Below are 23,900 nucleotides of genomic sequence, written 5' to 3'. Positions count from 1 at the left end.
GCCCCTGTCCGGTGCGTACGGTACCTTTTGCTGACGGGCAAACGTCGGAGACTGTGTTAGTATTTCCGGCAGCATATCAGACAAGTCTTCAGTTTTAATAACCAAGACGTGGGGTTAGCGTGATTAAAGCCGTCATTAGCGGAACCGGTCTCTATACACCACCGGCGACCATAGACAATGACGAACTGGTTGAAGCTTTCAACCAGTTCGTTGAGATTTTCAATTCAGAGCATGCCGATGCCATCGCCAGCGGTGACGTTACTGCCCTGCAGCCGTCCTCTTCGGCCTTCATTGAGAAGGCGTCCGGCATCAAACGTCGGCACGTGATCAACAAAGATGGAATCCTTGATCCGCATCGGATGACGCCGTTCATTCCCGACCGCAGCAACGACGAATATTCGGTGCAGTGCGAAATGGCGCTTTCCGCTTGTAAAGAAGCCCTGGAGCAAGCTGGCAAAACTGCCGCTGACGTGGATGCAGTGATCGTTGCCTGCTCCAACCTGCAGCGGGCCTATCCGGCGGTTTCCATTGAGGTGCAGCAGGCGCTCGGCGTTAACGGTTTTGCCTATGATATGAACGTGGCCTGCAGTTCCGCGACGTTTGGTCTCCAGGCGGCGGTCAACTCGGTTGAGAACGGTGCTGCCCGCTCAGTTCTGGTCGTCAGCCCTGAGATCTGTTCTGGTCATCTCAATTTCCGTGATCGCGACAGCCACTTCATTTTTGGTGACGCGTGCACAGCCATCCTGGTTGAGCGGGAAGAGGACACCAGCGCGGGCCAGGGATTCGAGATCCTCGATACCCGTCTGAAAACCCAGTTTTCGAACAATATCCGCAACAACTTCGGCTTCCTGAACCGTGCCGATGAATCGGGCGTTGGCAAGCCCGACAAGCTGTTCATCCAGCAGGGCCGGAAAGTGTTCAAGGAAGTTTCCCCGCTGGTGGCTGAGACCATTCAAAATCAGCTTCAGGACCTGGCGCTGGCGCCGGATGGCCTGCGTCGCATGTGGCTGCACCAGGCCAACCTGAACATGAACCAGCTAATTGCCCGAAAGGTGCTGGGTCGCGACGCCTCCGAGGATGAAGCGCCGGTTATTCTGGACGAGTACGCCAATACCAGCTCGGCTGGATCGATCATTGCGTTTCACAAGCACAAGGCTGACCTGGAGTCCGGAGACATCGGGGTGATCTGCTCCTTTGGTGCCGGCTACTCAATCGGCAGCGTAGTGGTACGCCGCCGATAAGCTCTCGTTATTCGGTTGCCAGTGCTCGAAGGGTATCTGGCAGCCGGGTCGAGGTCCGCGTCTTGCGGTCGAACCAGACAACCTTGGCGTATCCCTCCGCGTAAACATCGCCTGTTTCGGCATCGGTTAGCACATGGTAAGTATCAAGGCTGGTATTTCCTGCCTTGTCTGCGTATGTTTCGACCACGACGGTCGCTGGGTGATTCAGCTCCTTCAGAAATGTCGCGCTGGTCTTTATAATGACCGGACCGGTTGGTTCCTCCGGACCACCGAGATCCAGGGAGCTAAGCCACACGATACGGGCTTCTTCGAAAAAGCGGAAATAAACCGTATTGTTAGCGTGGCCAAACGCATCCATATCGCCCCAGCGGAGCGGCACGGGTAGTGTGGCAACGTGATTTCCCGGTACAGACATAAGAGTTCCTCCGAAACAACGAGCAGAATAAAAGTAATAAATAAAAGCGTCGGTATTTTTGACGGATCGAAACGACTTTCACAACCCCTTTTACAAGCCAAGAGCACACAATGAGACAACTTTTTTTTCGGCGCTGGTATGTTTTTCTGCTCTCGACGGCGCTTTTGGTAGGGCTGCCAGTTGGCCAGGCGTCGGCCCAGGCTATGCAGGAGCCGGCACCGGAAGGGGCGGCTGAGGTCCGGGCTTCAGATCCCTATGAGGGCTGGAACCGCAAGGTGTTCCGGTTCAACGAGACCCTTGATCGGTGGGTTTTAAAGCCGGTCGCGCAAACCTATCGCACGGTAACGCCCAATATCATCGACCGTGGCATCACCAACTTCTTCAATAACCTCCAGGAAATTCGCAACCTCGCCAACAGTCTGTTGCAGCTCAAGGGCGAATCGGCCGTAGTGGCTGCCGGTCGATTTACCTACAACACGGTGTTTGGACTGGCTGGCTTTTTCGACGTTGCCACGGCTTTTGAGCTCCCCGAGCGCCCTGAAGACTTTGGCCAAACCCTCGGCTACTGGGGCGCCGGTTCAGGACCCTACCTGATGTTGCCGTTGCTGGGGCCTTCGAGCCCGCGCCATTTCGGTGGTATGGTGACGGACATCGTTGTGTTGCCATCAGCGTGGGACGCGGTCGAGAGTCCGACCGATCTGTATGCCAGGGGTGTTCAGATTGTCGACAAGCGGGCCGATTTAATCCCGGCCGAGAGTTTCATTTCGGGTGACACTTACATCTTTGTCCGAAATGCATTTCTCCAGCGCCGTGAGTACCTGATCAAGGATGGTGAAATGGTGGAAGATCCCTTTTCCAGCGGCAACGATGAGGATTTGATGCTCGAAGATTTCTGACCCTGTACGTTTCGCTCAATAACAGGAGGTTTCCCAGTGATCAGGGATCCAAGAATAAAAAAGTTCCGAAAAATGCTTGCCGAGGCACCTAATTACGAAGTTTGGAAGGCGGCGGCTCTGGAACTCGATTTTCTTGAGGGCAGCGCCGAGTGGAAAGAAGACTTTGCCTCCGATCTCTACCACTACGAACTGATTTACGACCGCCTGAGTAACCTGAAACAGTACCGCCAGCAAAACGATTTTGAGCGTCTGAAGCGGGCACTCCGCGAAGGCTTGCATCATGATCTTGGCAATATGGGTAATCCGGCCCTGTACACTCACTCGCGGGTCGGCACCAAACACCTGGTTGAGGAGTACATCACCCAGGTCTGTGAGTCGCTGGATTACCTGTGTGACCATCCGGTGCCAGGTTTCCCCATTTCGGAAAAGCTGCAGTTCTTTCGCGACACCCTGACCAGTTACGGCCGTCCCTCGCTCCTGCTCAGCGGCGGCGCGACACTAGGCATGTTCCATTTTGGTGTGATCAAGGCGTTGTGGGAGAAGGGGCTTTTACCTCAGGTCATAGCCGGCTCCAGTATCGGCGCTATTATTGCGGGCATTCTGGGTGTCCATACCGATGCCGAGATCCCGGAAATGCTGGTGCCGGAGAATCACAACCTGAAGGCCTGGAAGTGGCGCGGGTTGCTCAGTGCCGTGCGCGGCGACGGCCTGATGGACCAGGACCAGCTTAAGTCCTGTGTGCGCGCCAATATCGGCGAGTACACCTTTGAAGAGGCGTATCTGCGCACAGGACGCTCCATCAACGTGAGTGTCTCGCCAATCCAGGCGCACCAGAAAGCCCGATTGCTGTGTGGCTATACCTCGCCTTACCTGATGGTATGGAGTGCTGTCCTCGCCAGCGCCGCGGTGCCCGGTATATTCCCCCCGGTCACGCTGATGAAGAAAGACATTCACGGTAATGCGCTGCCGTACATGCCAAGACTGAAGTTTGTGGATGGATCGGTGGTGAGTGATCTGCCTATCGAACGCCTGATGCATCTTTACGATGTAAACTTCACCATAGTCAGCCAGACCAATCCGCACGTTGTGCCGTTTCTCAACGACCGTGGAATGGATGAAAAACTCTCGATTCCGAGCCTGCCGATGCATCTGCTGAAATCGGAGGTTCAGTTCCACGGTCAGGGCATTTTTGATTATTTGCGCAAGCGGCTTAAACCGGAATTGCTGAGGCAGGTGTCTGGTCAACTTCACACCATTATGGCGCAACGTTATTCCGGCGACGTGACCATTGCGCCATCGTACTCGTTTAAAGACTATCGTCGGATGCTCGCCAATCCTGAACCCGCCTACGTCAGAGAAATGATCCTGGCCGGCGAGCGCGCCACCTGGCCGAAAATCTCGATGATCCGATCCCACGCCCGCATATCCAAGACCCTCGAGCGCTGTGTTCGTCGCCTGAAGCAGCAAAATCGTCGAACCACCGACCTGCGCCTGGTCAGCAATTCGGATTCCAGCGAATCGTGAGATGACAGGCCTGCGAAGCCAGCGGTATGATACCGCGATAGAGAGCCGGGGCTTGTGTAACACCGCCAGGCCCGGCACCTGAGCACCAGACTGGATACTCATGTATTACGACTTTTTCGGCTTTCGGGAACCGCCGTTTTCCATTGCGCCCGATCCCCGCTACCTGTACCTCAGTGAACGCCACAAGGAAGCCCTGGCGCACCTGATGTACGGCGTTCAGGGGCAGGGCGGCTTTATTGTGATCACGGGAGAGGTGGGAACAGGAAAAACCACGGTGTCCCGGTGTTTCATAGAAAACACTCCGGAAAATGTCGACATTGCGCTTATTCTCAATCCACGACTTTCCGCTCGTGAATTGCTTTCATCCGTTTGCGATGAAATGGGCGTGTCGCATCCCGCCAACGCAACCATTAAAGAGTTGGTTGATCTGATTAACCAGGATCTGCTCAGTGCTCATGCTGCCGGGCGACATAAGGTCCTGATGATTGACGAGGCCCAGAATCTTTCCGCGGATGTGCTTGAGCAGCTGCGCCTTTTGACCAATCTGGAGACCGCCGAGAAAAAGCTGTTGCAGATCGTGCTGCTGGGTCAGCCTGAATTGCAGCAGATATTGGCAATGCCAGAGTTGCGACAGCTGAATCAGCGGGTAACCGCACGCTATCACCTGGATGCTATCGGTCGCCCGGAGTTACCGAACTATTTAAGCTACCGCCTGAGTGTTGCCGGTATGCGCGGAGATATTTTCAATTCCGGCGCAGTTTCCCGGCTGTACAAGGAAAGCCAGGGCATTCCCCGGTTGATCAACCTGATCAGTGATCGCGCTCTGCTGGGTGCTTACGCTGAAGGCGAGCATGAAATCACCACAGCACACATTCGCCAAGCGGCCCGGGAAGTCAGGGGCGATACCTCCAACATGCAGGCCAGGCAGCCCGCCGGGGTCAGCAAATCATCCCATTACCTGCTGCTCACAGCTTCGCTCCTGGTGGCGGTAGTGGGAACGGTTTGGCTAGCAGATCGTTGGCCGGTGACCGTGACTGACATCCAGGCAGGATTTTCGTCCACATCCGTGCAAGCTGGCATAGTGGAGCGAGGGGACTCAGAGAACGCCGACCAATCCGGCGGCTTGGCGTCAGCTTCGAGTTCGGCACAGCAGGATCAGCAAGGGCCGTCGAACGCTGTCCCGGTGGTCGAGACTTTTGAGTTTTCGTCGGACTCCATTGAACTGGTGGACGCATTCCGTTCTTTGTTCAAGCTCTGGCAGCATGATTACCGGCCAGAAGACTTCCCAACCGCTTGTCAGTATGCCCGTGCCGAGGGCATGGCCTGCCTCGAGCGGCAAGGCGCCCGTCGCAGCCTCGAGTTCCTGAACAGGCCCGCTATCCTCGAGCTTCGGGATCAATCCGGCAAACGCGGCTATGCCGTGATGAAAAGCTTGGACGGAGGCACGGCGACAATCATTTCCCCTGAGGGCTCTCGGGAGGTTACTTTTACCAGTATCGAGCGGTATTGGTTTGGTGATTTTCGCATCCTCTGGCGGCGCCCGGACTTTCTGGATGTGCCGGCGGACAGCGGCAGCCGCGAAGAGCAGCTGTGGATTGGCGCCCGCATGATGGAGCTTGCCGACAGGCACAGCGAGGCGAGTGTTGAGGCGGGTCGAATCAACCGGATGCCGACGGAAAAGCAAATCCGCTGGTACCAGGATCTGAAGGGACTGACGGTTGATGGCATCGCAGGCGCCATGACCATAATCCAGATCAACAACGATCTGGGTGGGCCATTCCCCCGGTTGACGCCACCAGCCCCGTCGGAAGGTCAATAAACATGTCGTACATACTGGACGCACTCAGGAAATCTGAGACAGAACGTCGGCAGGGCAAGATTCCTGATCTGGGGCATCAGGTTCAACTGATCCATCGTCCGAAGAAAAGAAAGGCATCGCCTGTTGTCTGGCTTGCACTTGCACTGGTTGTAAATGCCGGGGTTCTGGGCGTTCTGTTCTTGCCGCAGGGGTCCCCCGTGGGCGCAGTGCCGGCCTCCGAGCAGCCGGCGAATGTCGTCAGCGAGATGGCATCGACGACGGATGTTGAGAAGAAATCAGTTCAGGTCGAGGTTTCCGAATCTGTGCCCGAAGCTGCCCCCAGTCCCGTCAAGGCACAAGCGGATGAACCGCTCGCGGAAAGTGGCAGTGTCGCGTCGAACTCCAGCCCAAGAGAGCGACCGACGATCATTGTTCCTGCTGCGGAAGGAGCCCGCGACAATTCGGTATTGCGAGCACCGGCGCCGGCTGGCAGGGTACCGCACCTGGTTGAACTCCCCCTTTCTTTCCAAAAGAGCGTTCCTGACTTGACCTTCAATAGCCACATCTACGCCTCCGATCCTTTCGCCAGCCGCGTCATGATCAACAGCAATTACCTGCGCCGGGGCGATAGCTTCTCGGGGCTACGTGTGGAAAGTATCACCCAGGATGGCGTGGTACTCAGCAAGCAGGGTCAGCGCTTCCGGGTCGGGATCGTCCGCGACTGGGTGAGCCCGCGCTGATGGCTTTAACTGACGAGATCAAACAGCAGATTCAGCAGGGTTATCGGGACGTTCTTGCGGGCAAGGACGTGCGGGCGCGCTATGGTCAGCGGCTCATGATCGCCGAGATTGCCCGGTACATGGGTGATATCACCGAGAATGATGGCCAGAGGACATCGCCAGCCTCGGCTTGTGTGGTCGAGGCCGGCACCGGTACCGGTAAAACCTTGGCCTACCTGATTGCCGCAATACCCGTGGCTAAGGCCTTGGGCAAGACGTTGGTGATTTCCACTGCCACTGTAGCCTTGCAGGATCAGATTGTTCTCAAAGATCTCCCGGACCTGCGAAAGCACAGCAACATGGATTTCAGCTGGACCCTGGCCAAGGGCCGGGGGCGCTACCTGTGTATGTCGAGACTGGAGGCACGGCTTCACGACGAGGGCAATGGCGATAGCGATACCATGCCGCTGTTCCTGCTCGACGGCCCCAAAGGCGAGGAGCCGGGCACCCGTGCCTTTTTTGAAGAAATGCTGGCGAGCTACGGATCCCGTAAATGGGACGGCGATAGGGACCATTGGCCCGAACAAATCCCGGACGATGTCTGGCGGCAGGTCACCACCGATCACCGCCAGTGTACCAACCGCCATTGCAGCTATTTCGACAGCTGTGCCTTTTTCGACGCCCGTAAGGACCTCGATGACGCCGATATAGTCGTGGCCAATCACGACTTGGTACTGGCTGATCTGGCCCTGGGTGGCGGAGCTATCCTGCCTGAACCAGAAAACGCCCTGTTCATTTTCGATGAGGCCCACCATCTGCCGGACAAGGCGCTGAATCACTTTGCCGCGTCGGTTCCGTTGAACTCCACGCGCCAGTGGCTGAAACAGTTGTCTCAGGCCCTGACCAAAATGCAGCCGTTTCTGGCGCCAGGAACACAAGGCACCAAGACCCTGGATCGGATCAGCGGTGCCTCCCGCGAAGTCGATCAGGTGTTGACCCGGGTATACGACGAGGCGGAACAGAACACCGGTTGGGAATTCAACGAAGAACGCCGCACCGCCCAATGGCGTTATCCGGAAGGCGCATTGCCCGAGGCATTGGCTGATCTTTCCGCCGAAGCACGCATTGCCACGGCCAATCTGGTGCGTCACTTGGGGGCATTGGCCGATGAGCTCCAGGGCGCGTTCGATGAACGCAAAGACCATGAGATTGACCGGGATACCGCAGAGGCCTGGTATCCGGTGATCGGGTCATTCCACAGTCGGGCGGAGGACCAGCTCCGGCTTTGGGTTGCCTGGTGCGAGCAGGGCGAGGCCAAGCCGACTGGGAACGAAACGGAATCGGATGAAGCCGATGGTGCTGCCAAAAAGCGCACCGGCTACAAGAGTCCGGCCCCGGCTCGCTGGGCGGTCAGACAGCGCTGGGACCACGCCGAGGACATTACCCTCTACAGTTCGCCAGTGCTAGCGGACAGTCTGTTGTACTCCAGGCTTTGGTCCAGAGCTTACGGTTCAGTTCTGACCAGTGCCACGCTGACCGCGCTGGGACGCTTTGATCGTCTACGGGCCCGTGCCGGACTGCCCGAATCCAGCCGCTATCTGGTGGTGCCCAGTTCATTCCGCTATGGAGAAATGGCCACGGTGGAAGTTCCCGCCATGTCCACCATGCCAACCGATGATACCTTCACCGATGCCCTGGTGGAGCGTTTGCCCGATCTGTGGGCGGGCGAGAAGGCAACGCTGGTGCTGTTTACCTCACGTCGGCAGATGCAGCAGGTGCGCGATGCACTGGCGCCCGAGTATCCGGACCTGATCATCACCCAGGACGACATGGCCAAGGGCGAGGTTCTGCGGCAGCACTGCAGCCGGGTAGATGAGGGACGCCCGAGTGTCCTCTTCGGTGTGGCCAGTTTTGCCGAGGGCATTGACCTGCCGGGCAAGTACCTGCATCACGTGGTTATTACCCGGCTGCCATTCTCGGTGCCAGACGATCCGATTGAAGCGAGCCTGGCCGAGTGGGTGACCCAGCGAGGCGGAAACCCGTTCATGGAAATTACCGTTCCCGATGCGTCGATCAAACTCGTTCAGGCGGTCGGCCGACTGTTGAGAACAGAGCAGGACACTGGCCGTGTCACCATCCTTGACCGCCGCATCATTGCCCGGCGCTATGGCCAGTTGTTGCTGGACGCGCTGCCGCCGTTTCGCCGTGTGATCGAATACTGACCATAAAAAAAGAGCCAGCCCGTAGGGGTGGCTCTTATTAAAAGGGTTCTCTCGAACCCAGGGCGTCGAAACAACGCGGAGCAAGAAATCTGAAGGCCTGAAGTTTCAGAATTCAAGGAGAGGTTTCCCTCACCGTTGAAACCATAATAGGGGCTTAGGGGGCGTAAACGGATCGTCCAAAGGGCGTAGTCCGGGTTGTTTGTGGCGAGCAAACGCGACGTGCGTCACAAAATGAACTCTGTCACTCAGCCCGAGAGCAAGCCGAGATCCCGTGCTTTTGCCAGCGCCTCGGTGCGTCTGCCCACGCCGAGCTTACCGTAAAGATTGCGGATATGGGCTTTCACGGTGGCGGGTGCGACGTCCATACGAGCGGCAATCTGCTTGTTGGCGTGCCCCTCGTGAATCAGAGCCAGAACTTCCATTTCCCGTTGGCTAAGCGGTTCCTGCAAAACAGTGGCTGCGCTTCCGGCTGATGCGGCTACTGGTTGGGCTTCTGGCGCCTCTACACCGTCAGTCAGTTTGTCGAGGACTTGGGTGAGTTCCCGGAACCAGCTGCCGGGTGTCTTTAGTAGGGAAAGCTGCCTAAGCATGGAACGCAGGTGCGGGCTCTCCTCAATAAACAGGCCCATGAATCCTGCCTCTGACGCCTTTCGTACAGCCCGATTCAGCATTTCACACGCCTCTTGTGCCCGGTCCTGAAGGTCCAGTGCTTCACCATAAACGAGCAGAATCTCAACAAGGTGACGATTGTGGGCATTGCGCTCGGCTGCGGGTAACAGAGCACTGAGAATTTCCTGGGCCCGTTCTGGCTGATTCTGGGCGACTCTCAGGCGAGCAAGGCTGATCAGGTTCTGTTCGCGGTTCAACGGGTTGGACGTAGGCTCTGTCTCCGTCGCGATCAGGCAGGCCTCGGCTTTTTCGAGGTCGCCAAGGGCGAGGTGGCATCTGGCTAGCAGGGCCGAACTCGCGGGTGGCTCAAAGACGATGTGCTCCCTGCGCTTGCGTCCCACCTGGGCCGCATCCTCCAGCGCTTCGATGGCATCGGTAAATCGACCTTCACTGAATGCGAGGTGCCCACGCACGTACTGGATGATGACGTGTTGCCCCGGCTCGGTGCCGCGATGTACATGCTCCAGAAGTGGCGCAAGATGGGTGGCCGCCAGTGAGTGCTGATTGCGTTCCCGGTAGATCTCGGCCAAGGCGCTATTTTGCCAACACGAGATCAGCCGGGGCTGGCTTGGATCAGAGTAATGTTTGTCCACCCATCTGCGGATGTCGGTGCAGCTGCCCAGGGCCAGCTCAATGTCGCCGCGGTTGTACTGAATCCACGCCAACAAGCCGCCACTGGACAGTACCGTGCTGGGCTTGCGCTCGATCTGACCATAACGGACGGCCGATTGCAGGGCATCTTCGGCGTCCATCAACAGCCCTTTCCCGAAGTAGTCCAGCCCGACGCCATAATAAGTGACAGACTTCAGGGGAATGCGTGTGTGGTCGATGTCCTCAAGTACCTGCCGGGTCAGATCGCTGGCGCTCTTATCATCACTGCGAGTGCGCGCAAGGTACGAGCGCACCAGGGAAATTTCGCTCTGCAATCCGAGGGCACCTTCGGCGTCCGGATGAGAGTCGGCAACTCGTCGGTCAAGCAAGTCCTCAAGGCTGCCAAGAAGCGGGTCCAGGGTATCAAGCCGGTTGGCAAAGAAACGGCCCCAGATTCGGAGCATCTGCAGTTGGGGGCTCTCTTCAATCAGTGATTCTGGCAGAAACTCAAGCCAATCGAGTACCGGCAGGTGATAGCCGCTATGGATGAGGTTGTTGCCATGCTCGGCTAATACAGCCGCAAGCCATTGCCGGTCATCCTGATGCACGATCTGGCTGATGCCGTCCTGGACGTGGCCATGATCAAGGAGCCACTCGACGGTGCTGCGCCACAGCGCCTCTGATCGCTTCGGATCCGTTTGCTTTAGACGTTGGAGCAGCGCGTCCCTGAACAGGTCGTGATAGCGGAACCATTGGTTGTCGGTGTCCAGGGGGATCAGGAATAGATTCTGGCTGAGCAATCTCTCCAGCAGTTTCTGGCTGTCTGTGGTTGCCCGAATAGCATCGCACAAGGACGCACTCAGGCGAGGACAACAGGCGGTATCCAGAAGGAACTGAGTCAGTTCTTCGGGCTGCTGTTCCAATACCTCGGTTAGAACGTAATCGCTGATCTGTCGCTCGTCGACATCCAGTTGTGGCTCCGGTATCCCCGAACCTGTTCCTGCTGATAGGTCAGCGCTCTTGGCACTGTTGCCAGACAGGGCTGTGAGTTGCATAGCCGCAACCCAGCCCTCGGTTCTTCGACAAATGGACCGGACATCGGCTTCTGATAGGCTCAGCCCCATGGTGTCCTGAAAGAAACGACGACACTCATCCTCTGAGAACGCCAGCAAACCGGGATGAACGTCTTGCACCCAGCGCCGAACCCGCCAGCGCGACAGTGGCAGTGCGGGTTCTGTTCGGGATGCCAGGGTGACCGTAATTTCGGGCGGCAGGTAGTCGATAAAGTAGGCGAAATCCCGAAGAATCTGGGGATGCCGGATGAAGTGGAAGTCATCCAGTACCAGCAGCCAGGGACTGGCATCCGCCGACAGTAGATTCAGTAAACCGGTTATTGCACCAGTTGCGGTATCACCGTCGACTTGGCTGAGTTGTTTTCGGCAGTCTGCTAACCCAGCCAGCCCTGCGTATTCGAAAGCTCCTATTACATACTGCCAAAACCGTCGGGGTTCGTCGTCGTGTTCGTCCAGCGACAACCACGCTGTGGGGGAGGGTGTTTCGGCGCACCACTGGCTTGCCAGGGTAGTCTTCCCGAAACCGGCAGGGGCGATCACCAGATTCAGCCTCTTGGGGCTCGCAGGCTTCAGCAATGAACTCAACCGATCGCGATGGACCGCGCGCCGGTCCGTCGTTGGCCGAAGGAATTTGGTGGTCAACAGCATGGGGGTCCCGGTTACAACAAGTGTCGATAACGGATTGTGTGCTTTGTCACAGCCAAGTCAAGCGCCAAAATCACAGAAAGCCCTGTCTGGAGCAGTGGTAATGCATTTTTGGTCTAAACTAAAAGACAAGGACCGCCTATTCTAAAAAAGAATGAAAAATACCTTTTTTATGCGTACGCTTGGGCAAAGCGGATTGAGTCCGCAGCCAGCCGAATACCGGGAATCCAGGAGCAACAGGTTCAATGAAATTACAACAGTTGCGATATATCTGGGAGGTTGCTCACCACGACCTGAATGTGTCCGCAACCGCTCAAAGTCTTTTTACTTCTCAGCCGGGCATTTCCAAGCAAATACGTTTGCTTGAGGATGAGCTTGGCCTGGAAGTGTTTGCCCGCAGCGGCAAGCACCTGACCCGAATAACACCGGGCGGCGAGATAATCATCCGGGAGGCCGGTGAAATTCTCCGTCGGGTCGAGGGCATCAAGAAAATTGCCCAGGAATTCAGTAACCAGCGCCAGGGTGACCTGAGCATCGCCACCACCCATACCCAGGCACGCTATGCGCTTCCGCCGATCATAAGCGGTTTTATTGAATCCTACCCGGACGTGTCACTGCACATGCATCAGGGCACCCCGATGCAAATCTCCGAAATGGCCGCCAATGGCGCAGTGGACTTTGCCATTGCAACCGAGGCCATGGAGCTGTTCAACGATCTGATCATGATGCCCTGCTATCGCTGGAACCGCAGCGTCATCGTGCCGAAGGATCATCCGCTGGCGAAAATGGATGAACTCACGCTCGAGGAGTTGGCTGAATACCCATTGGTCACATACGTTTTTGGTTTTACCGGACGTTCCAAGCTCGACGAGGCGTTCCAATCCCAGGGGCTGACACCCAAGGTGGTGTTTACCGCCGCCGATGCAGACGTCATCAAGACCTACGTTCGTTTGGGGCTGGGAGTAGGCATCATTGCCAGTATGGCGTTCGATCCGAAGGCCGATCCGGACCTGGTCGCTCTGGATGCCCGAAAGTTGTTCCGCCTGAGTGTAACTCGCATTGGCTTCCGGAAAGGCACTTTCCTCCGGGGCTATATGTACGACTTTATCGAGAGGTTTGCGCCGCACCTGACCCGGGAGCGGGTCGATGAGGCCGTTGCCCATCAGGGCAGCCGGTCAGAAATCGAAGAGTTGTTCAGGGATATCGAGCTGCCCACCTATTAATCAGGTGGGCGCTTTTAATAGGCGGGGAAAGTTGCCTTAGCAGGTTTCCAAGGCAACTTACTCTTTGGCGATCACGTTACCGGCGTGCAGCCCGCATTCCTTCTTGGTCGCTTCTTCCCACCACCAACGTCCTTCGCGTTCATGCTGGCCCGGCAGGACAGGGCGCGTGCAGGGCTGGCAGCCAATACTGACAAATCCTTTCTCATGCAGCTCGTTGTAGGGCGCTTCCGACATCCGGATGTAGTCCCACACTTCTTTTGATGTCCAGTTTGCCAGCGGGTTGAACTTGATCAGGGTTTTGGATTCTGTCGAGAAGGCGGTGTCTTCCTGAATCACAGGCACGTCGTTGCGGGTGCCCGGGCTCTGGTCCTTGCGTTGACCGGTGATCCATGCATCCACGGTGGCCAGCTTGCGCCTCAGTGGATTGACCTTTCGAATACCGCAGCACTCAGAGTGGCCGTCTTCGAAGAAGCTGAAAAGCCCCTTCCGGTTCACCAGATCCTGTACTTCGGCCGAATCGGGGAACAGGACTTCGATGTTAATGCCGTAATGTTTACGCACACGCTCAATGAATTCGTAGGTTTCCGGATGTAGGCGACCGGTATCCAGTGTGAATACCTGCAAGTTGTCGGTTAAACGATGCGCCATTTCAATCAGCACGACGTCTTCGGCGCCGCTGAACGAGATGGCGATGTTGTCGTATTTGTTCAGTGCGGCCTTGAGAATGGCGCGTGGGCTCTGGCCTTCAAGGTCGTCCCGGAGCTGCTGAATGTCAGTCATTGCTTTTCAGTACCTGATCTAAATGAGTGAAAAGGCTACCATTAAATGCCTCATAGCTTGAAGGAATGAGGATCTATATGGATATGCCCGATGCATTCCCCGGCGGTTTTTTTTATCATACGGCGCTAACCAAGCCAGAGCACCCGCTCTTGCGCACTCAACTGTTTATCAGGAGACCACTGTGGAACTCGCATGCCTTGACCTTGAAGGAGTACTGATTCCGGAAATCTGGATCGCATTCGCCGAAAAAACTGGCATCGAAGAGCTCAAGGCGACCACACGGGATATTCCTGATTACGACGTGCTGATGACCCAGCGTCTGAAGATCCTGGATCAGCATGGCTATGGCCTTCCGCAGATTCAGGAAGTAATAGGTGAGCTGGACCCGCTGCCCGGTGCACGTGAATTCCTCGATTGGCTGCGCCAGCGCTTCCAGGTGGTGATTCTCTCCGACACCTTCTATGAGTTCGCCATGCCGTTGATGGCCAAACTCGGCTTCCCCGCGCTGTTGTGCCACAAGCTGGAAGTAGCCGAAAACGGCCAGATCACCGATTACCTGCTGCGTCAGCGCGATCCCAAGCGCCAGTCAGTGCGGGCTTTCCAGTTGCTGAACTACCGGGTAATCGCAGCCGGTGATTCCTACAACGACACGACCATGCTGGGCCAGGCCGAAGCGGGGATTCTGTTTCATGCCCCCAAGAACGTGATCGAAGAGTTTCCGCAGTATCCTGCGGTGCATAACTTTGATGATCTGCGGCAGGAGTTTTTGAAGGCGAGTGCGGTGCACGACGCGTAGTCGAGCATTGGTAAAGGTTAGGGGGCTGCTATCGGCCCCCTAGAGATTCTCCAGGAAATCCATCAGCGGCTTAACTTTCGTCAGGGTTTCCTGGTACTCGCTTTCAGGGGTGGAATCGGCAACGATCCCGCCGCCGCCCCAGCAGCGAATGGTGCCCTCGCCATCGCACAGCATGGTTCTGATCGCGATGTTGCTGTCCAGTGAGCCGTCCAGCCCCCAGTAGAATACCGAACCGCAGTAAGGGCCCCGCCAATGGGGTTCAAGTTCGTCGATGATTTCCATTGCCCGTATCTTTGGCGCCCCCGTAATCGACCCTCCGGGGAAGGCATCCATCAGCGCTTTAATTGGTGAGACATTGTCCGCCAGATCGGCCCGAATGTGGCTGACCAGGTGATGGACGTTGCGGTAGGACTCGAGAGCGAAGAGTTTCTCCACCTGCACGCTGCCCACCTTGGCGTTTACGCTTAAGTCATTTCTCAGCAGATCGACAATCATCAGATTTTCGGCACGATCTTTTTCTGAGGCCTGTAATTCCTCGGCGTACGCGTTGTCTTGCTCCTCGCTTTCTCCTCTGGGGCGGGTACCTTTGATCGGACTGGTTGAAATGGTGCTGCCCTGGATCTCAAAAAAACGCTCTGGAGACAAGGAGAGTACAGAGAAACGTCCAACTCTGATGAATGCGCTGTAGGGCGTAGCGTAGGCTTCGGCTAGAGACTGAAATGCCGCCCAGGGCTCTCCGGTGTACTGCGCGGTGAATTCCTGAGACAGATTGGCCTGATAGCAGTCTCCGGCGTGAATGTACCGACGAACCCTGCTGACATTTTCAATGAAGCTGGCCTTGGTCTGGCTGGGCGTGAACCGATTAACAATATGCCATGGGCGATCTTTTCCGCAGTCGTCTTTGGACATCCAGTCGGTAAGCGTGTCGCGGGTATGCTGCGGGCAGTCCGGATGAATCCAGAGGTAGCGGGTGTCTGATTCGGCATCGTAGCTTGCGGCCCACAGGTAGAAGCCGGCGAAGAGTACCGGAAACGCCATGTCCTTACCCAGCCCGCTGAGTTTTGATTCCCGTTGTAAACCGAATTCATAGGCCAGCACTCCGTACCAGCCTCCCAGCAAGTACTTGCCGCTCCTGGTCCCTGCAATGGCGTGCTTGTCCATTGGCTCCGTCATCTCAGAAGCGATTGAGTCCACGGGTGCTTGCGCAAGATCATGTAGCCGAAGATGTTGCTGCGCCAGAGCAGTGAACCCTCTCATCTTGCCCCGCGCGTTTCCTGCGCCTTCGCTACCGATGTAAGCAAAGTCCTCCGCGCGGGAGGCATGCCTCAATAGGCGCTCATAGGCTTCTCGGGACAGGGTCGCTAACGATGGCGAGGTCAAAATGAATTCCTTAAATAATCTCTGAAGTGATAAGCCGTGCACAGTTAGCACGTTGTTTCCGGGTAAGTCACGCTGATCTAATAGTGCTCATTCCCTGAGCTCTGAAGCGCATTTTACTTCACTGAGCAGGGTTCAGGCATTTATTACGCTCAGCAAAAGGAATAAGAACTATGATGCTCGGCTTCCAGCCCTCCCTTTTATCCCTCCTGCATTCATCGACTCAGGTTTGGTTGACGCCTTGGACAAATTTTCGGCGCGCCTTCGGTTTGTGCCTGTCAGCCATCGTGATTGGGTTCAGTCAACCGGTGCTAAGCGCTGAAGAGGTTAAACAACCTAGCCCTGAGCAGATTGCGACAGAAATCCGCGCGAATACTCAGTATCTGTTGCAGCATGTCACCAACAAAACCAAAAACATCATCGAAAACCATGACGATTTCGCACCATTCGGGGCGGCACTGATGCCAGATGGCAGCGTTCGTTACGTTTGGGCCGTCCCTCCGGGAGAACCGCTGATCGGGGTCAATGGCCAACTGGTACTGAACTCCGTTCGAAAGGCGCTATCTATGCAAGCCCAGCAAGGGCGAATCCTGGGCTCGGCCGTGGTTTACGACTACAAACCGAGCCCGGATTCAGAGATCGACCAGGTCAATATCGAGCTGGAGTATTTAGGTGGCCACGCCGAAGTGGTGGCAACGGAATATACGCTGTCGTCCAGCGGCGTGACTTTCCATGAGGGTGCAGCCAAGAAGTATTCGCCTATGGTCTTTGCCGGAAACGGAACCGGTTCACCCCAGTAAGCGGAGTTCGTCACAAAAATTATCGGATCGTAAGTTTGTGTGACAATCCGTTACCGAAATGTGCTTTACCTCGCAGTTTGGGGTGTCACGGTCTGACAGACTGATCTCGCAGCCAGAGGAAATGGCTGTTGAAGAAAAAAATAAAATTCTAGGAGATCTAGTATGAAAGGCCTGAAAAAAATCGCTTTGGTAGCCGCCGTAGCCGCAGCTCCTTTTGCCGCTAACGCGGAAATGCAAGCTCTGAACGATGCCACCATGGGCACCGTGACTGGTCAGAATGGTATCACCATTGACCTGTCCGCCAACGTGACCATCGGCGAGATTGCTTACCAGGACCAGGGTTTCCTGGCTTTCTCTGGCGTAAGCCTCTCTGGTCAGGCTGGTACTGACCTTGACGATATCCGTCTGACCATCGACGTTGCTGGCGACGGTACCGACCTGGGCGTTCCTGCACTGGGCGCAACTTACCTGGCGGGCGCTGGTTTTGACGTAAGTGGTGCTAATGAAACCCCTCAGGCCGTTACCGACGGTGACCTGGTTATCGCGCTGCGCTCGCAGAGCGGTACGCCAGTTGATTTTAACCTGAGCATTGGTGAGATCGCCCTGGGTAAATCTACCGGCACAGTTGGCAACCTCAACTCCGCTGGCGATGCGGGTACCGTTCTGGTTTCCAACCTGAGCATTGACGGTCTGTTGGGTCCGATCGACGTTCTGATCAATGAAGAAAGCAACAGCCTGAACATCAACGCTTACTTCAACGCCAACGGTAACCTGACCATGCCGTTTATTGGCACTAGCCTGGACTTCGAGCTGCACAACCGTCGCGGTGCGACCGTGTCTGCAGGTCCAATCAGTTTCGCTCACGCCCAGGTGGACGTAAGCGTAGCCGAGGGCTACAACACTGGCACTACTACCATTGACGCCCTGCGTGTAAACGTTCAGGACTTCTCTGGTGACCTCGACCTGTTGAACATCAACACTGGTGGTGCCGAAAACATCGGTAACGTATACATGACCGACCTGGCTGTTCGTGCCGACATGGTCATCTACGGTCACTAAGCTTTGCCTTCGTGACAAGAAGACCGGCGACGCCCTCGGTGAGGGCGTCGTTTTAGCTTTCCTGTTTTCATTCTGAAATTGCGTTTCTATCGACCCTGCTTACAGTCTGTCCGGAGGTGATATGGTTTCACTGCTGAGGTTTGGCGTTCTGGCCGCTGTGGTTTCGGGTTCAGTTGGGGCATTTGCAGACCTGAAACCGGTTGCGGACGATGAGTTGTCGGGTGTTGTGGCTCAGGCGGGCCTTACCGTCGAGTACTCCGGTCAAACCACCCTTGGCCAATACCGATTCGAAAATGCAGGCGCCTATCAGGTAGATGGCATCACCATGGGCGGTGCAGGTATTACTCAGGCAGGGTTGAGTGAAGGTTATGGCGTAAATTTCGATGACGCCAGAATGACCTTGGACATCGATTCCGATGGCGTATTGGGTGTGGCCTGGCAGCCTGGAATCTCTGACAAAATCGACTGGGGTTTCCGCGCCGATGACGTCACCCTGGAGAGTGCCGGTGCCAGACAAACCGCCCTCTTTACCAATTTCGAGGCTTGGGGGTTGCTGAAAGAAATTCGCCGTCGAGTTAATCCGCCTGCCGCTGACGGTTCATCACAAGGTGTCAGTACCTACTCAGAATTCACCATCGAGAATCTGACAGCGGATGCCAGCGCTAATACCGTGGGGATTGAGGGTGGATACGTTAAGGGAATGGAGCCGGCGGGATTTGCAGTGCTGGATTCCACCTTCCGACCTCTCTCGGCTGCACAGTCAGGCATCGGCAGGGACACTGTGACCGTAGAAGTGCATAACTTCGCAGCCGACATTGGAATGAGCAATCTGTCGATAGGCGGCGTGGGTCTTGGTGGAGTCACATTGGACAATGTGCGGGTGACCGATACGGCCATTACGCTAAACCACTAACTCCCCGCACCATTAACACCGCACACTTAGATTTCTTCAGTCTTAAATCTTAATCCCTTTCAGCATCTTAAACTCTACCTGCAGACTAGCTCTTTTTAGCCTGAGTATTTAGGGTCAGCAGTCGCGATGCCAATTATTGATCCGGTACTGCAATTGAAAGATCAAATCCGCCACCTGGTCTCGGGGTCAGGCTGATTGGCCCCTCGTTTATGGCCTGTGGAATCTGGACCCGATCGATACCCGGTGGGTTGCCAATTGAGAAGTTCAGGTTCTGTCCGTCGAAGCCGATACCCAGTTGATCGTTCAGGAAAGTCTGGGTGAAGGGCTCATCGGGAATCTCCGCCCGTTGCCCGAAAATAATAGGCGGGATGGTAGGTGTGAACTCGGCTGGCGGTTGGGCTCGGGCTAGCTCATCCTGAGGGAGGAGTAGTGCGCGTCTAAGGAATTCCTCCTCGGCACTTGCCAGCGCGTCCTTTCTGCCTTCTTCCACATATCGCTGCAGGGCTTCCCGGTACGACTCTTCTTCGGCCTCGGTTAAAACTGGTTCGCCCGGAGAAATGGTCAGTGCGCGGATTATGCGCTGGCGGTTTGCTTCCGATTTCTGCTGTTTCTTTGGCACGATGATAACGGCAGAGTCCTTGACGTATGTCTCTACCATTTCATCTGAGGTGAGAGCCTGGACACCCGCCAAGGCGGGCAGGGAAGCTGTGATTCCGGCAACTGCGGCGGCAAGCAGGTTCAAGCGTTTCATAGTCAGGTCCTTTTTAGGCTTGCAGGCTTGCAGAATTGAAGGCTGCGAAAGCAGGCTTCTGACATCACAACAGAAACCGTCCGCTCCATAGTCAGTATTCGGTTTGTCCGACAGGTTTTCAAGTTGGTTTTTGTTGCTTTGTGATCAGATTCGACTCAAATCGGGTATTGTTAGGGAGGAGCGGCAATCCAGAGGATGTTGTCGGAACTTTTTATGCATTTTGTCGCCTCAAGGGCACCATGAAAAACCAAGTATCAAAGCGCTGGCAACGTTGGGTGAATCGGAGGCTTCCCCGTTCCGACGTCCAGATATTCAGTCAGAAGAACATTTTCATTTTGCCGACCGGGGCTGGAGTGGTGTTCGGCATTCTGCTGTTGATCATGCTCATCACCGGCATCAATTATCAGAACAGCCTGATCTACCTGGTAACGTTCTTGCTCGGAGCGGTTTTTGTCGGTGCCATGCATCAGACCCATCGTAATCTGTCAGGGCTGCAGTTGGCATTAGTTCGGCCAGGAGAGGGAGTGGCCGGTGACGAGGTGCCGTTCCGGTTTCGTGCAACGGCAGGGCGCGATGATGCTGTTGCCATCTTGTTGTCGTGCGAAGAGTTCAGTCTGGGTGCCACGCATATCAAGGCAGGCCAGTCGAAGGACATGACCTTACCTGTACCTTCTGTATTTCGGGGTTACCTCCGGCCCGACAGAATCCGTGTCGAAACTCGTTTTCCGTTTGGTCTTCTCAAGGCCTGGTCCTGGATCAGGCCGGTATCACCCGGCATTGTTTCGCCCAGACCACTGGCGGCACCAGAGGTGACCAGTACCATCGAAGCCGGGGACGAAACCGAGCAGGCCAGCCCGGCCATGGGTAATGATCATGCGGACCTGAGGCCTTGGCGTGAGGGCGACCCGAGCCAGCGCGTTATGTGGAAACGGTTCGCCAGGAACGGTCAGATGGTCGTTGCCGATTGGGAAGGCGAACGGGGCAGCCCTCATTGGCTGGACTTTAATGCCTTTCCCGGCGCTGATTACGAAATGCGGCTTAGCTATCTGGCGTGGCTTGTCAACGAGCGCGAACGAACCGGTGCCCGTTTTGGCTTGAGTCTGCCTGGTCAGGTCATCGAACCGGACTCTGGTTCCACCCATGTAAACCGTTGTCTCCGTGCGTTGGCGGTATGGGGCGAGGAGCGCCCGCGGGACGCGATGACGGAAAGACACGGTAGCAGGCAACCGAAGTCCGATGGGTCTGGTGAATCACCGAGGAGGCGCGCATGAGTGTCTCTGGCAAAAGCTCTGTGTTGGTGGCCGCAGAGGGTGCTGAAACAGGATTGCCGTCTCGGGCCTTGTTGTGGCTGTTCGGCAGTTTTGCAATTTTGCTCACGCCGCAACTGGATCGCCTGCCCATATGGCTGCTGGCGGCCTGCCTGGTGCTGGCCGGATGGCGCGGGGCGGCGCAGTTCGGCCATGTTCGTCTGCCAGGACGGTGGCTGCGAACCGGCATTATGTTGGTATTGGTTGCGGTCTATATCGCCACCGTTCAGGGGCGTTTTACCGTGGATACGGCGGCATCGTTTTTCGTGCTGGCGGTGGGGCTGAAGTGGCTTGAAACCCGAACTGTGCGTGATTTCTACGTGCTGTTTTTCATCCTTGCCTATCTGGGCACCGTGAACTTCCTGTTTCACCAGGAAATTCATTGGAGCCTTGTCAATATCCTCGCGGTCGCCTTGCTATTGGTTGGTTTGCAGATCATCAACGCGCCGGATCTTCCCGGCAGCGTGAAGGCAGGCTGGAAAAGGCTGGGTATGATGTTGCTGAAAACCCTGCCCATTGTCGTTCTGCTGTTTGTGTTTTTCCCGCGAATGGAGCCGCTCTGGAGCGTGCCCCTGGTGTCCGGCCAGGCCAGGACCGGCATTAGTGACACCATGCGGCCTGGCGATATCTCCAATCTGGCTCAGAGCAGTGAGCGCGCCTTCCGAGCCACCTTTGGCGGATCGATGCCGGCTTACAGGGATCGGTATTGGCGTGGGTTGATCCTTGACTATTTAGACGGCGAAACCTGGAGACAGAGTGAGCGCGATCCTTTTCAGCGTCCGGGGCGCGTCGCTCTGGATGGCGGTGTCGGTGAACTGGAGACCGGTGAGTACGACGTGCTTCTCGAGCCCACGGACCAGCGTTGGGCCTTCGCGTTGGAAGAGTCGCGGGCCGTCTCGAGCAATGTTATTGAGGAGGCGGAGGATCTGTTCCGGTTTAAGAGGCCGGCAGATACCTCTGTACGGTATCGCCTGGCTCGCGAAGACGTTGGTAATCAGGGTCGCGAATTCTTGACGTATGAGCAGCGGCGGCGATACCTCCAGCTGCCAGCGACGGGAAACCCCCGTGCCCGCCAGTTCGCTCGTCAGCTGCGCAGCCAATATGGTGACATCGAGCTGGTTCAGGCGCTGTTAACCCGATTCCGGGAGCAACCTTATTTTTACACGCTCAGGCCGCCCACCATGGGTGATAACGGCATCGATAACCTCTTGTTCGATTCTAGGCGCGGTTTCTGTGCCCACTACGCTGGCGCCACTACGTTCTTGCTTCGTTCCGCCGGCATTCCCGCGAGGGTTGTGGTCGGTTATCAGGGCGGGGCACCTGGCGCCGGTGGGGATTACCTGATCGTCCGCCAGTACGATGCCCATGCCTGGGTTGAGGCATGGATTGATACCAGAGGCTGGGTCCGGATTGATCCGACCGCTGCCATAGCCCCTAGCCGAATTGAGTCGGGGTTGCGTGATGCGGTTGCGGACGAAGGCTCGTTCCTTGAAAACAATTGGGCATCGCCCCAGCGATATGCTGACATCGCTGTGATTCAATGGGCCAGCCTTCAGCTGGATCGGATCAATTATCAGTGGCAGCGCTGGGTTGTGGGGTATCAGGGGCAAACCCAGATGAATCTGATGTCCCGTCTTCCCGGTGGCATTGGCATGCGGGAGCTCGGCTATCTGACCGCCGGTATTGTCGGTGCGGGCTTGCTGATAGCCGGACTGTTTTCCGCCTGGCAGATGCGTCGCGGCGGATCCCGCGATGCCTTTCTACGCATCATTGGCGGATGGCACCACTTGAGCGCCAGGGCGGGGGTGCCGGTGCGAGTGGGCGAAACACCATCAACCTTGGCTGCCAGGTTGGCAACGGCTGAACCTGCCATTGCCGAATCCGCCAGGCTTTTTGCCCACAGCATTAACAGCCATTACTATAGCGATGGCTCGTCTGTGGGGCGCGATCGCGAGCTCAAACGCCTGCGGCGCCTGTTGCAGACCATGAAAAAACAGCTTCGGCGTCGACATTCAACCATGGGAACACGTTCTTGACCGATAACGCACGCAATATGCCCTGGCACTCAAGGGCCTGGGCCACGGTTCGAAGCCAGTGGTCTGACGGCCGGTTGCCCCATGCCCTGATCATTACGGGTGAACGTGGTGTGGGTAAACGTGCCTGGGCCCAGGCAGTGGCGGAATTGCTGCTGTGTGATACCCCGGCTAACGATAAGGCGGGTGAGCCTGCGGCTTGCGGACGCTGTAAACAGTGTGAGCTTTTCGCGGCCAGCACCCACCCGGATCTTCGTGCATACGCACCGGAGAAGTCCCGGATGGTAAAGGTTGATCAGGTGAGAGCGTTGTCGACCTTTGCAGTGGCGTCGCCCCAGGTGGCCCAGCGAAAAGTCGCGATTATTGATCGTGCTGACCAGCTCAACATCAACGCGGCCAATGCGTTGCTAAAAACCCTGGAAGAGCCGCAGCCGGATGTCACTCTTTTGCTCCTGCAGGAGAGCGGGCGGCCACTTTTGCCGACGATTCGTTCCCGGTGCCAGACCGTTACCATACCTACGCCGGACATGGAGTCAGCCAACAACTGGCTGGTGAATGAGGTTCAGACCATGGACGAGACGGCCCGGCCCTCCGCTCAGGTACTGGCAAAAGCGTTAATGCTCTCCGGCAATGCGCCGAGGCTGGCACTGGAATATGCCACGGGTGAGTTTATCGGATTGCGTGATAAGGCGTTTGAGCAGTTCAAGCAGTTCATGAAGGGGCGGGTGCCGGTAGCGGAAGCGGCCAAGGCGTTCAAGGCGTTGGGACTGGAAGACAGCCTCTGGTTGTTCGAAGGCTGGGCAGCTGACCTGGCAAGGCTCAGCCTTGGCGGCTCAGCGATCGATACAGAGGCTGAGGAAATGCTTGGCTTCCTTGCCCGGTCAAATCCCGCGTGGCGCGCTCATGCGCTGTTGGATATGGTCAAGGAGGCTCGGGAGGCTGGAGTCTACAATGCCAACCCCGAACTGGAAGCGAGCCGATTATTGATTGCCTGGCAGAAGTTGATGCCGGTAAAACGTCGGGCGGGTTGATGATCCCTGATAGCGCCTTCCTGACAAACAACTGCTA

19 protein-coding genes are annotated in these 23,900 nt (G+C 56.5%); 14 read left to right on the top strand and 5 right to left on the bottom strand.

Translation table 11 applies throughout. The features are described from left to right. Positions 1-119: 119 nt before the first annotated feature. On the top strand, positions 120-1,241 hold the full coding sequence (locus tag QUE89_RS09375; protein WP_286219844.1) for a beta-ketoacyl-ACP synthase III: 1,122 nt from the start codon (positions 120-122) through the stop codon (positions 1,239-1,241). Between the two features lie 7 nt (positions 1,242-1,248). Here QUE89_RS09375 and QUE89_RS09370 read toward each other — a convergent pair whose 3' ends face one another. Next, the gene (locus QUE89_RS09370; RefSeq protein ID WP_286219843.1) at positions 1,249-1,656 is read right to left on the bottom strand and encodes an acyl-CoA thioesterase; all 408 of its coding nucleotides are present in this window, start codon (positions 1,654-1,656) and stop codon (positions 1,249-1,251) included. A gap of 110 nt (positions 1,657-1,766) precedes the next feature. Here QUE89_RS09370 and QUE89_RS09365 point away from each other — a divergent pair, with 110 nt between their 5' ends. The 5 genes from QUE89_RS09365 (at position 1,767) to dinG (ending at position 8,815) form a co-directional block, all read left to right on the top strand. Next, on the top strand, positions 1,767-2,552 hold the full coding sequence (locus tag QUE89_RS09365; RefSeq protein ID WP_286219842.1) for an MlaA family lipoprotein: 786 nt from the start codon (positions 1,767-1,769) through the stop codon (positions 2,550-2,552). A 36-nt stretch (positions 2,553-2,588) separates the two neighbouring features. Further along, on the top strand, positions 2,589-4,076 hold the full coding sequence (locus QUE89_RS09360) for a DUF3336 domain-containing protein (protein WP_286219841.1): 1,488 nt from the start codon (positions 2,589-2,591) through the stop codon (positions 4,074-4,076). Between the two features lie 100 nt (positions 4,077-4,176). Next, positions 4,177-5,895, top strand: a complete 1,719-nt coding sequence (locus QUE89_RS09355; RefSeq protein WP_286219840.1) for an ExeA family protein — start codon at positions 4,177-4,179, stop codon at positions 5,893-5,895. A 2-nt stretch (positions 5,896-5,897) separates the two neighbouring features. After that, positions 5,898-6,614, top strand: coding sequence for a general secretion pathway protein GspB (locus tag QUE89_RS09350; protein WP_286219839.1), 717 nt, complete (start codon positions 5,898-5,900; stop codon positions 6,612-6,614). Next, on the top strand, positions 6,614-8,815 hold the full coding sequence (dinG, locus tag QUE89_RS09345) for an ATP-dependent DNA helicase DinG (RefSeq protein WP_286219838.1): 2,202 nt from the start codon (positions 6,614-6,616) through the stop codon (positions 8,813-8,815). Before QUE89_RS09350 ends, dinG begins: the two co-directional genes overlap by 1 nt. Before the next feature lie 245 nt (positions 8,816-9,060). Here the strand turns inward: dinG and QUE89_RS09340 are convergent, their stop codons facing one another. Then, entirely contained in the window at positions 9,061-11,796 is a 2,736-nt protein-coding gene (locus QUE89_RS09340) for a winged helix-turn-helix domain-containing protein (protein WP_286219836.1), read from the bottom strand. Positions 11,797-12,038: 242 nt separating this feature from the next. Here QUE89_RS09340 and cysB point away from each other — a divergent pair, with 242 nt between their 5' ends. After that, complete coding sequence (cysB, locus tag QUE89_RS09335; protein ID WP_286219834.1) at positions 12,039-13,016, top strand: HTH-type transcriptional regulator CysB; 978 nt, start codon at positions 12,039-12,041, stop codon at positions 13,014-13,016. Positions 13,017-13,073: 57 nt separating this feature from the next. Here the strand turns inward: cysB and QUE89_RS09330 are convergent, their stop codons facing one another. Beyond that, on the bottom strand, positions 13,074-13,796 hold the full coding sequence (locus tag QUE89_RS09330; RefSeq protein WP_286219833.1) for a phosphoadenylyl-sulfate reductase: 723 nt from the start codon (positions 13,794-13,796) through the stop codon (positions 13,074-13,076). A gap of 181 nt (positions 13,797-13,977) precedes the next feature. Here QUE89_RS09330 and thrH point away from each other — a divergent pair, with 181 nt between their 5' ends. After that, positions 13,978-14,592: a bifunctional phosphoserine phosphatase/homoserine phosphotransferase ThrH gene (gene thrH, locus QUE89_RS09325; protein WP_286219832.1), complete on the top strand. Its 615-nt coding sequence runs from the start codon at positions 13,978-13,980 to the stop codon at positions 14,590-14,592. A gap of 39 nt (positions 14,593-14,631) precedes the next feature. Here thrH and pabB read toward each other — a convergent pair whose 3' ends face one another. After that, positions 14,632-15,753, bottom strand: coding sequence for an aminodeoxychorismate synthase component I (pabB, locus tag QUE89_RS09320; protein WP_286219831.1), 1,122 nt, complete (start codon positions 15,751-15,753; stop codon positions 14,632-14,634). Between the two features lie 389 nt (positions 15,754-16,142). On the opposite strand from pabB, the gene QUE89_RS09315 reads away from it, so the two are divergent. The 3 genes from QUE89_RS09315 (at position 16,143) to QUE89_RS09305 (ending at position 18,741) form a co-directional block, all read left to right on the top strand. Further along, a complete protein-coding gene (locus tag QUE89_RS09315; protein WP_286219830.1) occupies positions 16,143-16,769 on the top strand; it encodes a hypothetical protein in 627 nt (208 codons plus the stop codon). Between the two features lie 162 nt (positions 16,770-16,931). Further along, a complete protein-coding gene (locus tag QUE89_RS09310) occupies positions 16,932-17,828 on the top strand; it encodes a DUF6160 family protein (RefSeq protein WP_286219829.1) in 897 nt (298 codons plus the stop codon). A 121-nt stretch (positions 17,829-17,949) separates the two neighbouring features. Further along, positions 17,950-18,741, top strand: a complete 792-nt coding sequence (locus QUE89_RS09305) for a DUF6160 family protein (protein WP_286219827.1) — start codon at positions 17,950-17,952, stop codon at positions 18,739-18,741. Positions 18,742-18,874: 133 nt separating this feature from the next. On the opposite strand, the gene QUE89_RS09300 is transcribed toward QUE89_RS09305, so the two are convergent. After that, complete coding sequence (locus QUE89_RS09300) at positions 18,875-19,492, bottom strand: hypothetical protein (protein ID WP_286219826.1); 618 nt, start codon at positions 19,490-19,492, stop codon at positions 18,875-18,877. 239 nt (positions 19,493-19,731) lie between these two features. Here QUE89_RS09300 and QUE89_RS09295 point away from each other — a divergent pair, with 239 nt between their 5' ends. Genes QUE89_RS09295 through holB form a run of 3 tightly spaced genes read left to right on the top strand, consistent with a single transcriptional unit; the run spans position 19,732 to position 23,863 of the window. Continuing rightward, positions 19,732-20,763, top strand: coding sequence for a DUF58 domain-containing protein (locus QUE89_RS09295; protein ID WP_286219825.1), 1,032 nt, complete (start codon positions 19,732-19,734; stop codon positions 20,761-20,763). Beyond that, entirely contained in the window at positions 20,760-22,835 is a 2,076-nt protein-coding gene (locus QUE89_RS09290) for a transglutaminase TgpA family protein (RefSeq protein ID WP_286219824.1), read from the top strand. Before QUE89_RS09295 ends, QUE89_RS09290 begins: the two co-directional genes overlap by 4 nt. Further along, positions 22,832-23,863: a DNA polymerase III subunit delta' gene (gene holB / locus QUE89_RS09285; protein ID WP_286219823.1), complete on the top strand. Its 1,032-nt coding sequence runs from the start codon at positions 22,832-22,834 to the stop codon at positions 23,861-23,863. The genes QUE89_RS09290 and holB overlap by 4 nt, the downstream gene beginning before the upstream one ends. Positions 23,864-23,900: the final 37 nt, after the last annotated feature.

Source organism: Marinobacter sp. LA51 (assembly GCF_030297175.1).
In the GTDB taxonomy this organism is placed as follows: Bacteria; Pseudomonadota; Gammaproteobacteria; order Pseudomonadales; family Oleiphilaceae; genus Marinobacter; species Marinobacter apostichopi.
Note: the sequence above shows the minus strand (reverse complement) of the source record. Positions and strands in the feature narration are given on the sequence as shown.

Excerpts from the sequence above, each read along its gene's own strand:
- QUE89_RS09370 (WP_286219843.1), bottom strand. The coding sequence starts at position 1,656 with ATGTCTGTACCGGGAAATCACGTTGCCACACTACCCGTGCCGCTCCGC.
- QUE89_RS09365 (WP_286219842.1), top strand. The coding sequence starts at position 1,767 with ATGAGACAACTTTTTTTTCGGCGCTGGTATGTTTTTCTGCTCTCGACG.
- QUE89_RS09355 (WP_286219840.1), top strand. The coding sequence starts at position 4,177 with ATGTATTACGACTTTTTCGGCTTTCGGGAACCGCCGTTTTCCATTGCG.
- QUE89_RS09350 (WP_286219839.1), top strand. The coding sequence starts at position 5,898 with ATGTCGTACATACTGGACGCACTCAGGAAATCTGAGACAGAACGTCGG.
- dinG (WP_286219838.1), top strand. The coding sequence starts at position 6,614 with ATGGCTTTAACTGACGAGATCAAACAGCAGATTCAGCAGGGTTATCGG.
- QUE89_RS09340 (WP_286219836.1), bottom strand. The coding sequence starts at position 11,796 with ATGCTGTTGACCACCAAATTCCTTCGGCCAACGACGGACCGGCGCGCG.
- cysB (WP_286219834.1), top strand. The coding sequence starts at position 12,039 with ATGAAATTACAACAGTTGCGATATATCTGGGAGGTTGCTCACCACGAC.
- QUE89_RS09330 (WP_286219833.1), bottom strand. The coding sequence starts at position 13,796 with ATGACTGACATTCAGCAGCTCCGGGACGACCTTGAAGGCCAGAGCCCA.
- pabB (WP_286219831.1), bottom strand. The coding sequence starts at position 15,753 with ATGGACAAGCACGCCATTGCAGGGACCAGGAGCGGCAAGTACTTGCTG.
- QUE89_RS09315 (WP_286219830.1), top strand. The coding sequence starts at position 16,143 with ATGATGCTCGGCTTCCAGCCCTCCCTTTTATCCCTCCTGCATTCATCG.
- QUE89_RS09310 (WP_286219829.1), top strand. The coding sequence starts at position 16,932 with ATGAAAGGCCTGAAAAAAATCGCTTTGGTAGCCGCCGTAGCCGCAGCT.
- QUE89_RS09305 (WP_286219827.1), top strand. The coding sequence starts at position 17,950 with ATGGTTTCACTGCTGAGGTTTGGCGTTCTGGCCGCTGTGGTTTCGGGT.
- QUE89_RS09300 (WP_286219826.1), bottom strand. The coding sequence starts at position 19,492 with ATGAAACGCTTGAACCTGCTTGCCGCCGCAGTTGCCGGAATCACAGCT.
- QUE89_RS09295 (WP_286219825.1), top strand. The coding sequence starts at position 19,732 with ATGAAAAACCAAGTATCAAAGCGCTGGCAACGTTGGGTGAATCGGAGG.
- QUE89_RS09290 (WP_286219824.1), top strand. The coding sequence starts at position 20,760 with ATGAGTGTCTCTGGCAAAAGCTCTGTGTTGGTGGCCGCAGAGGGTGCT.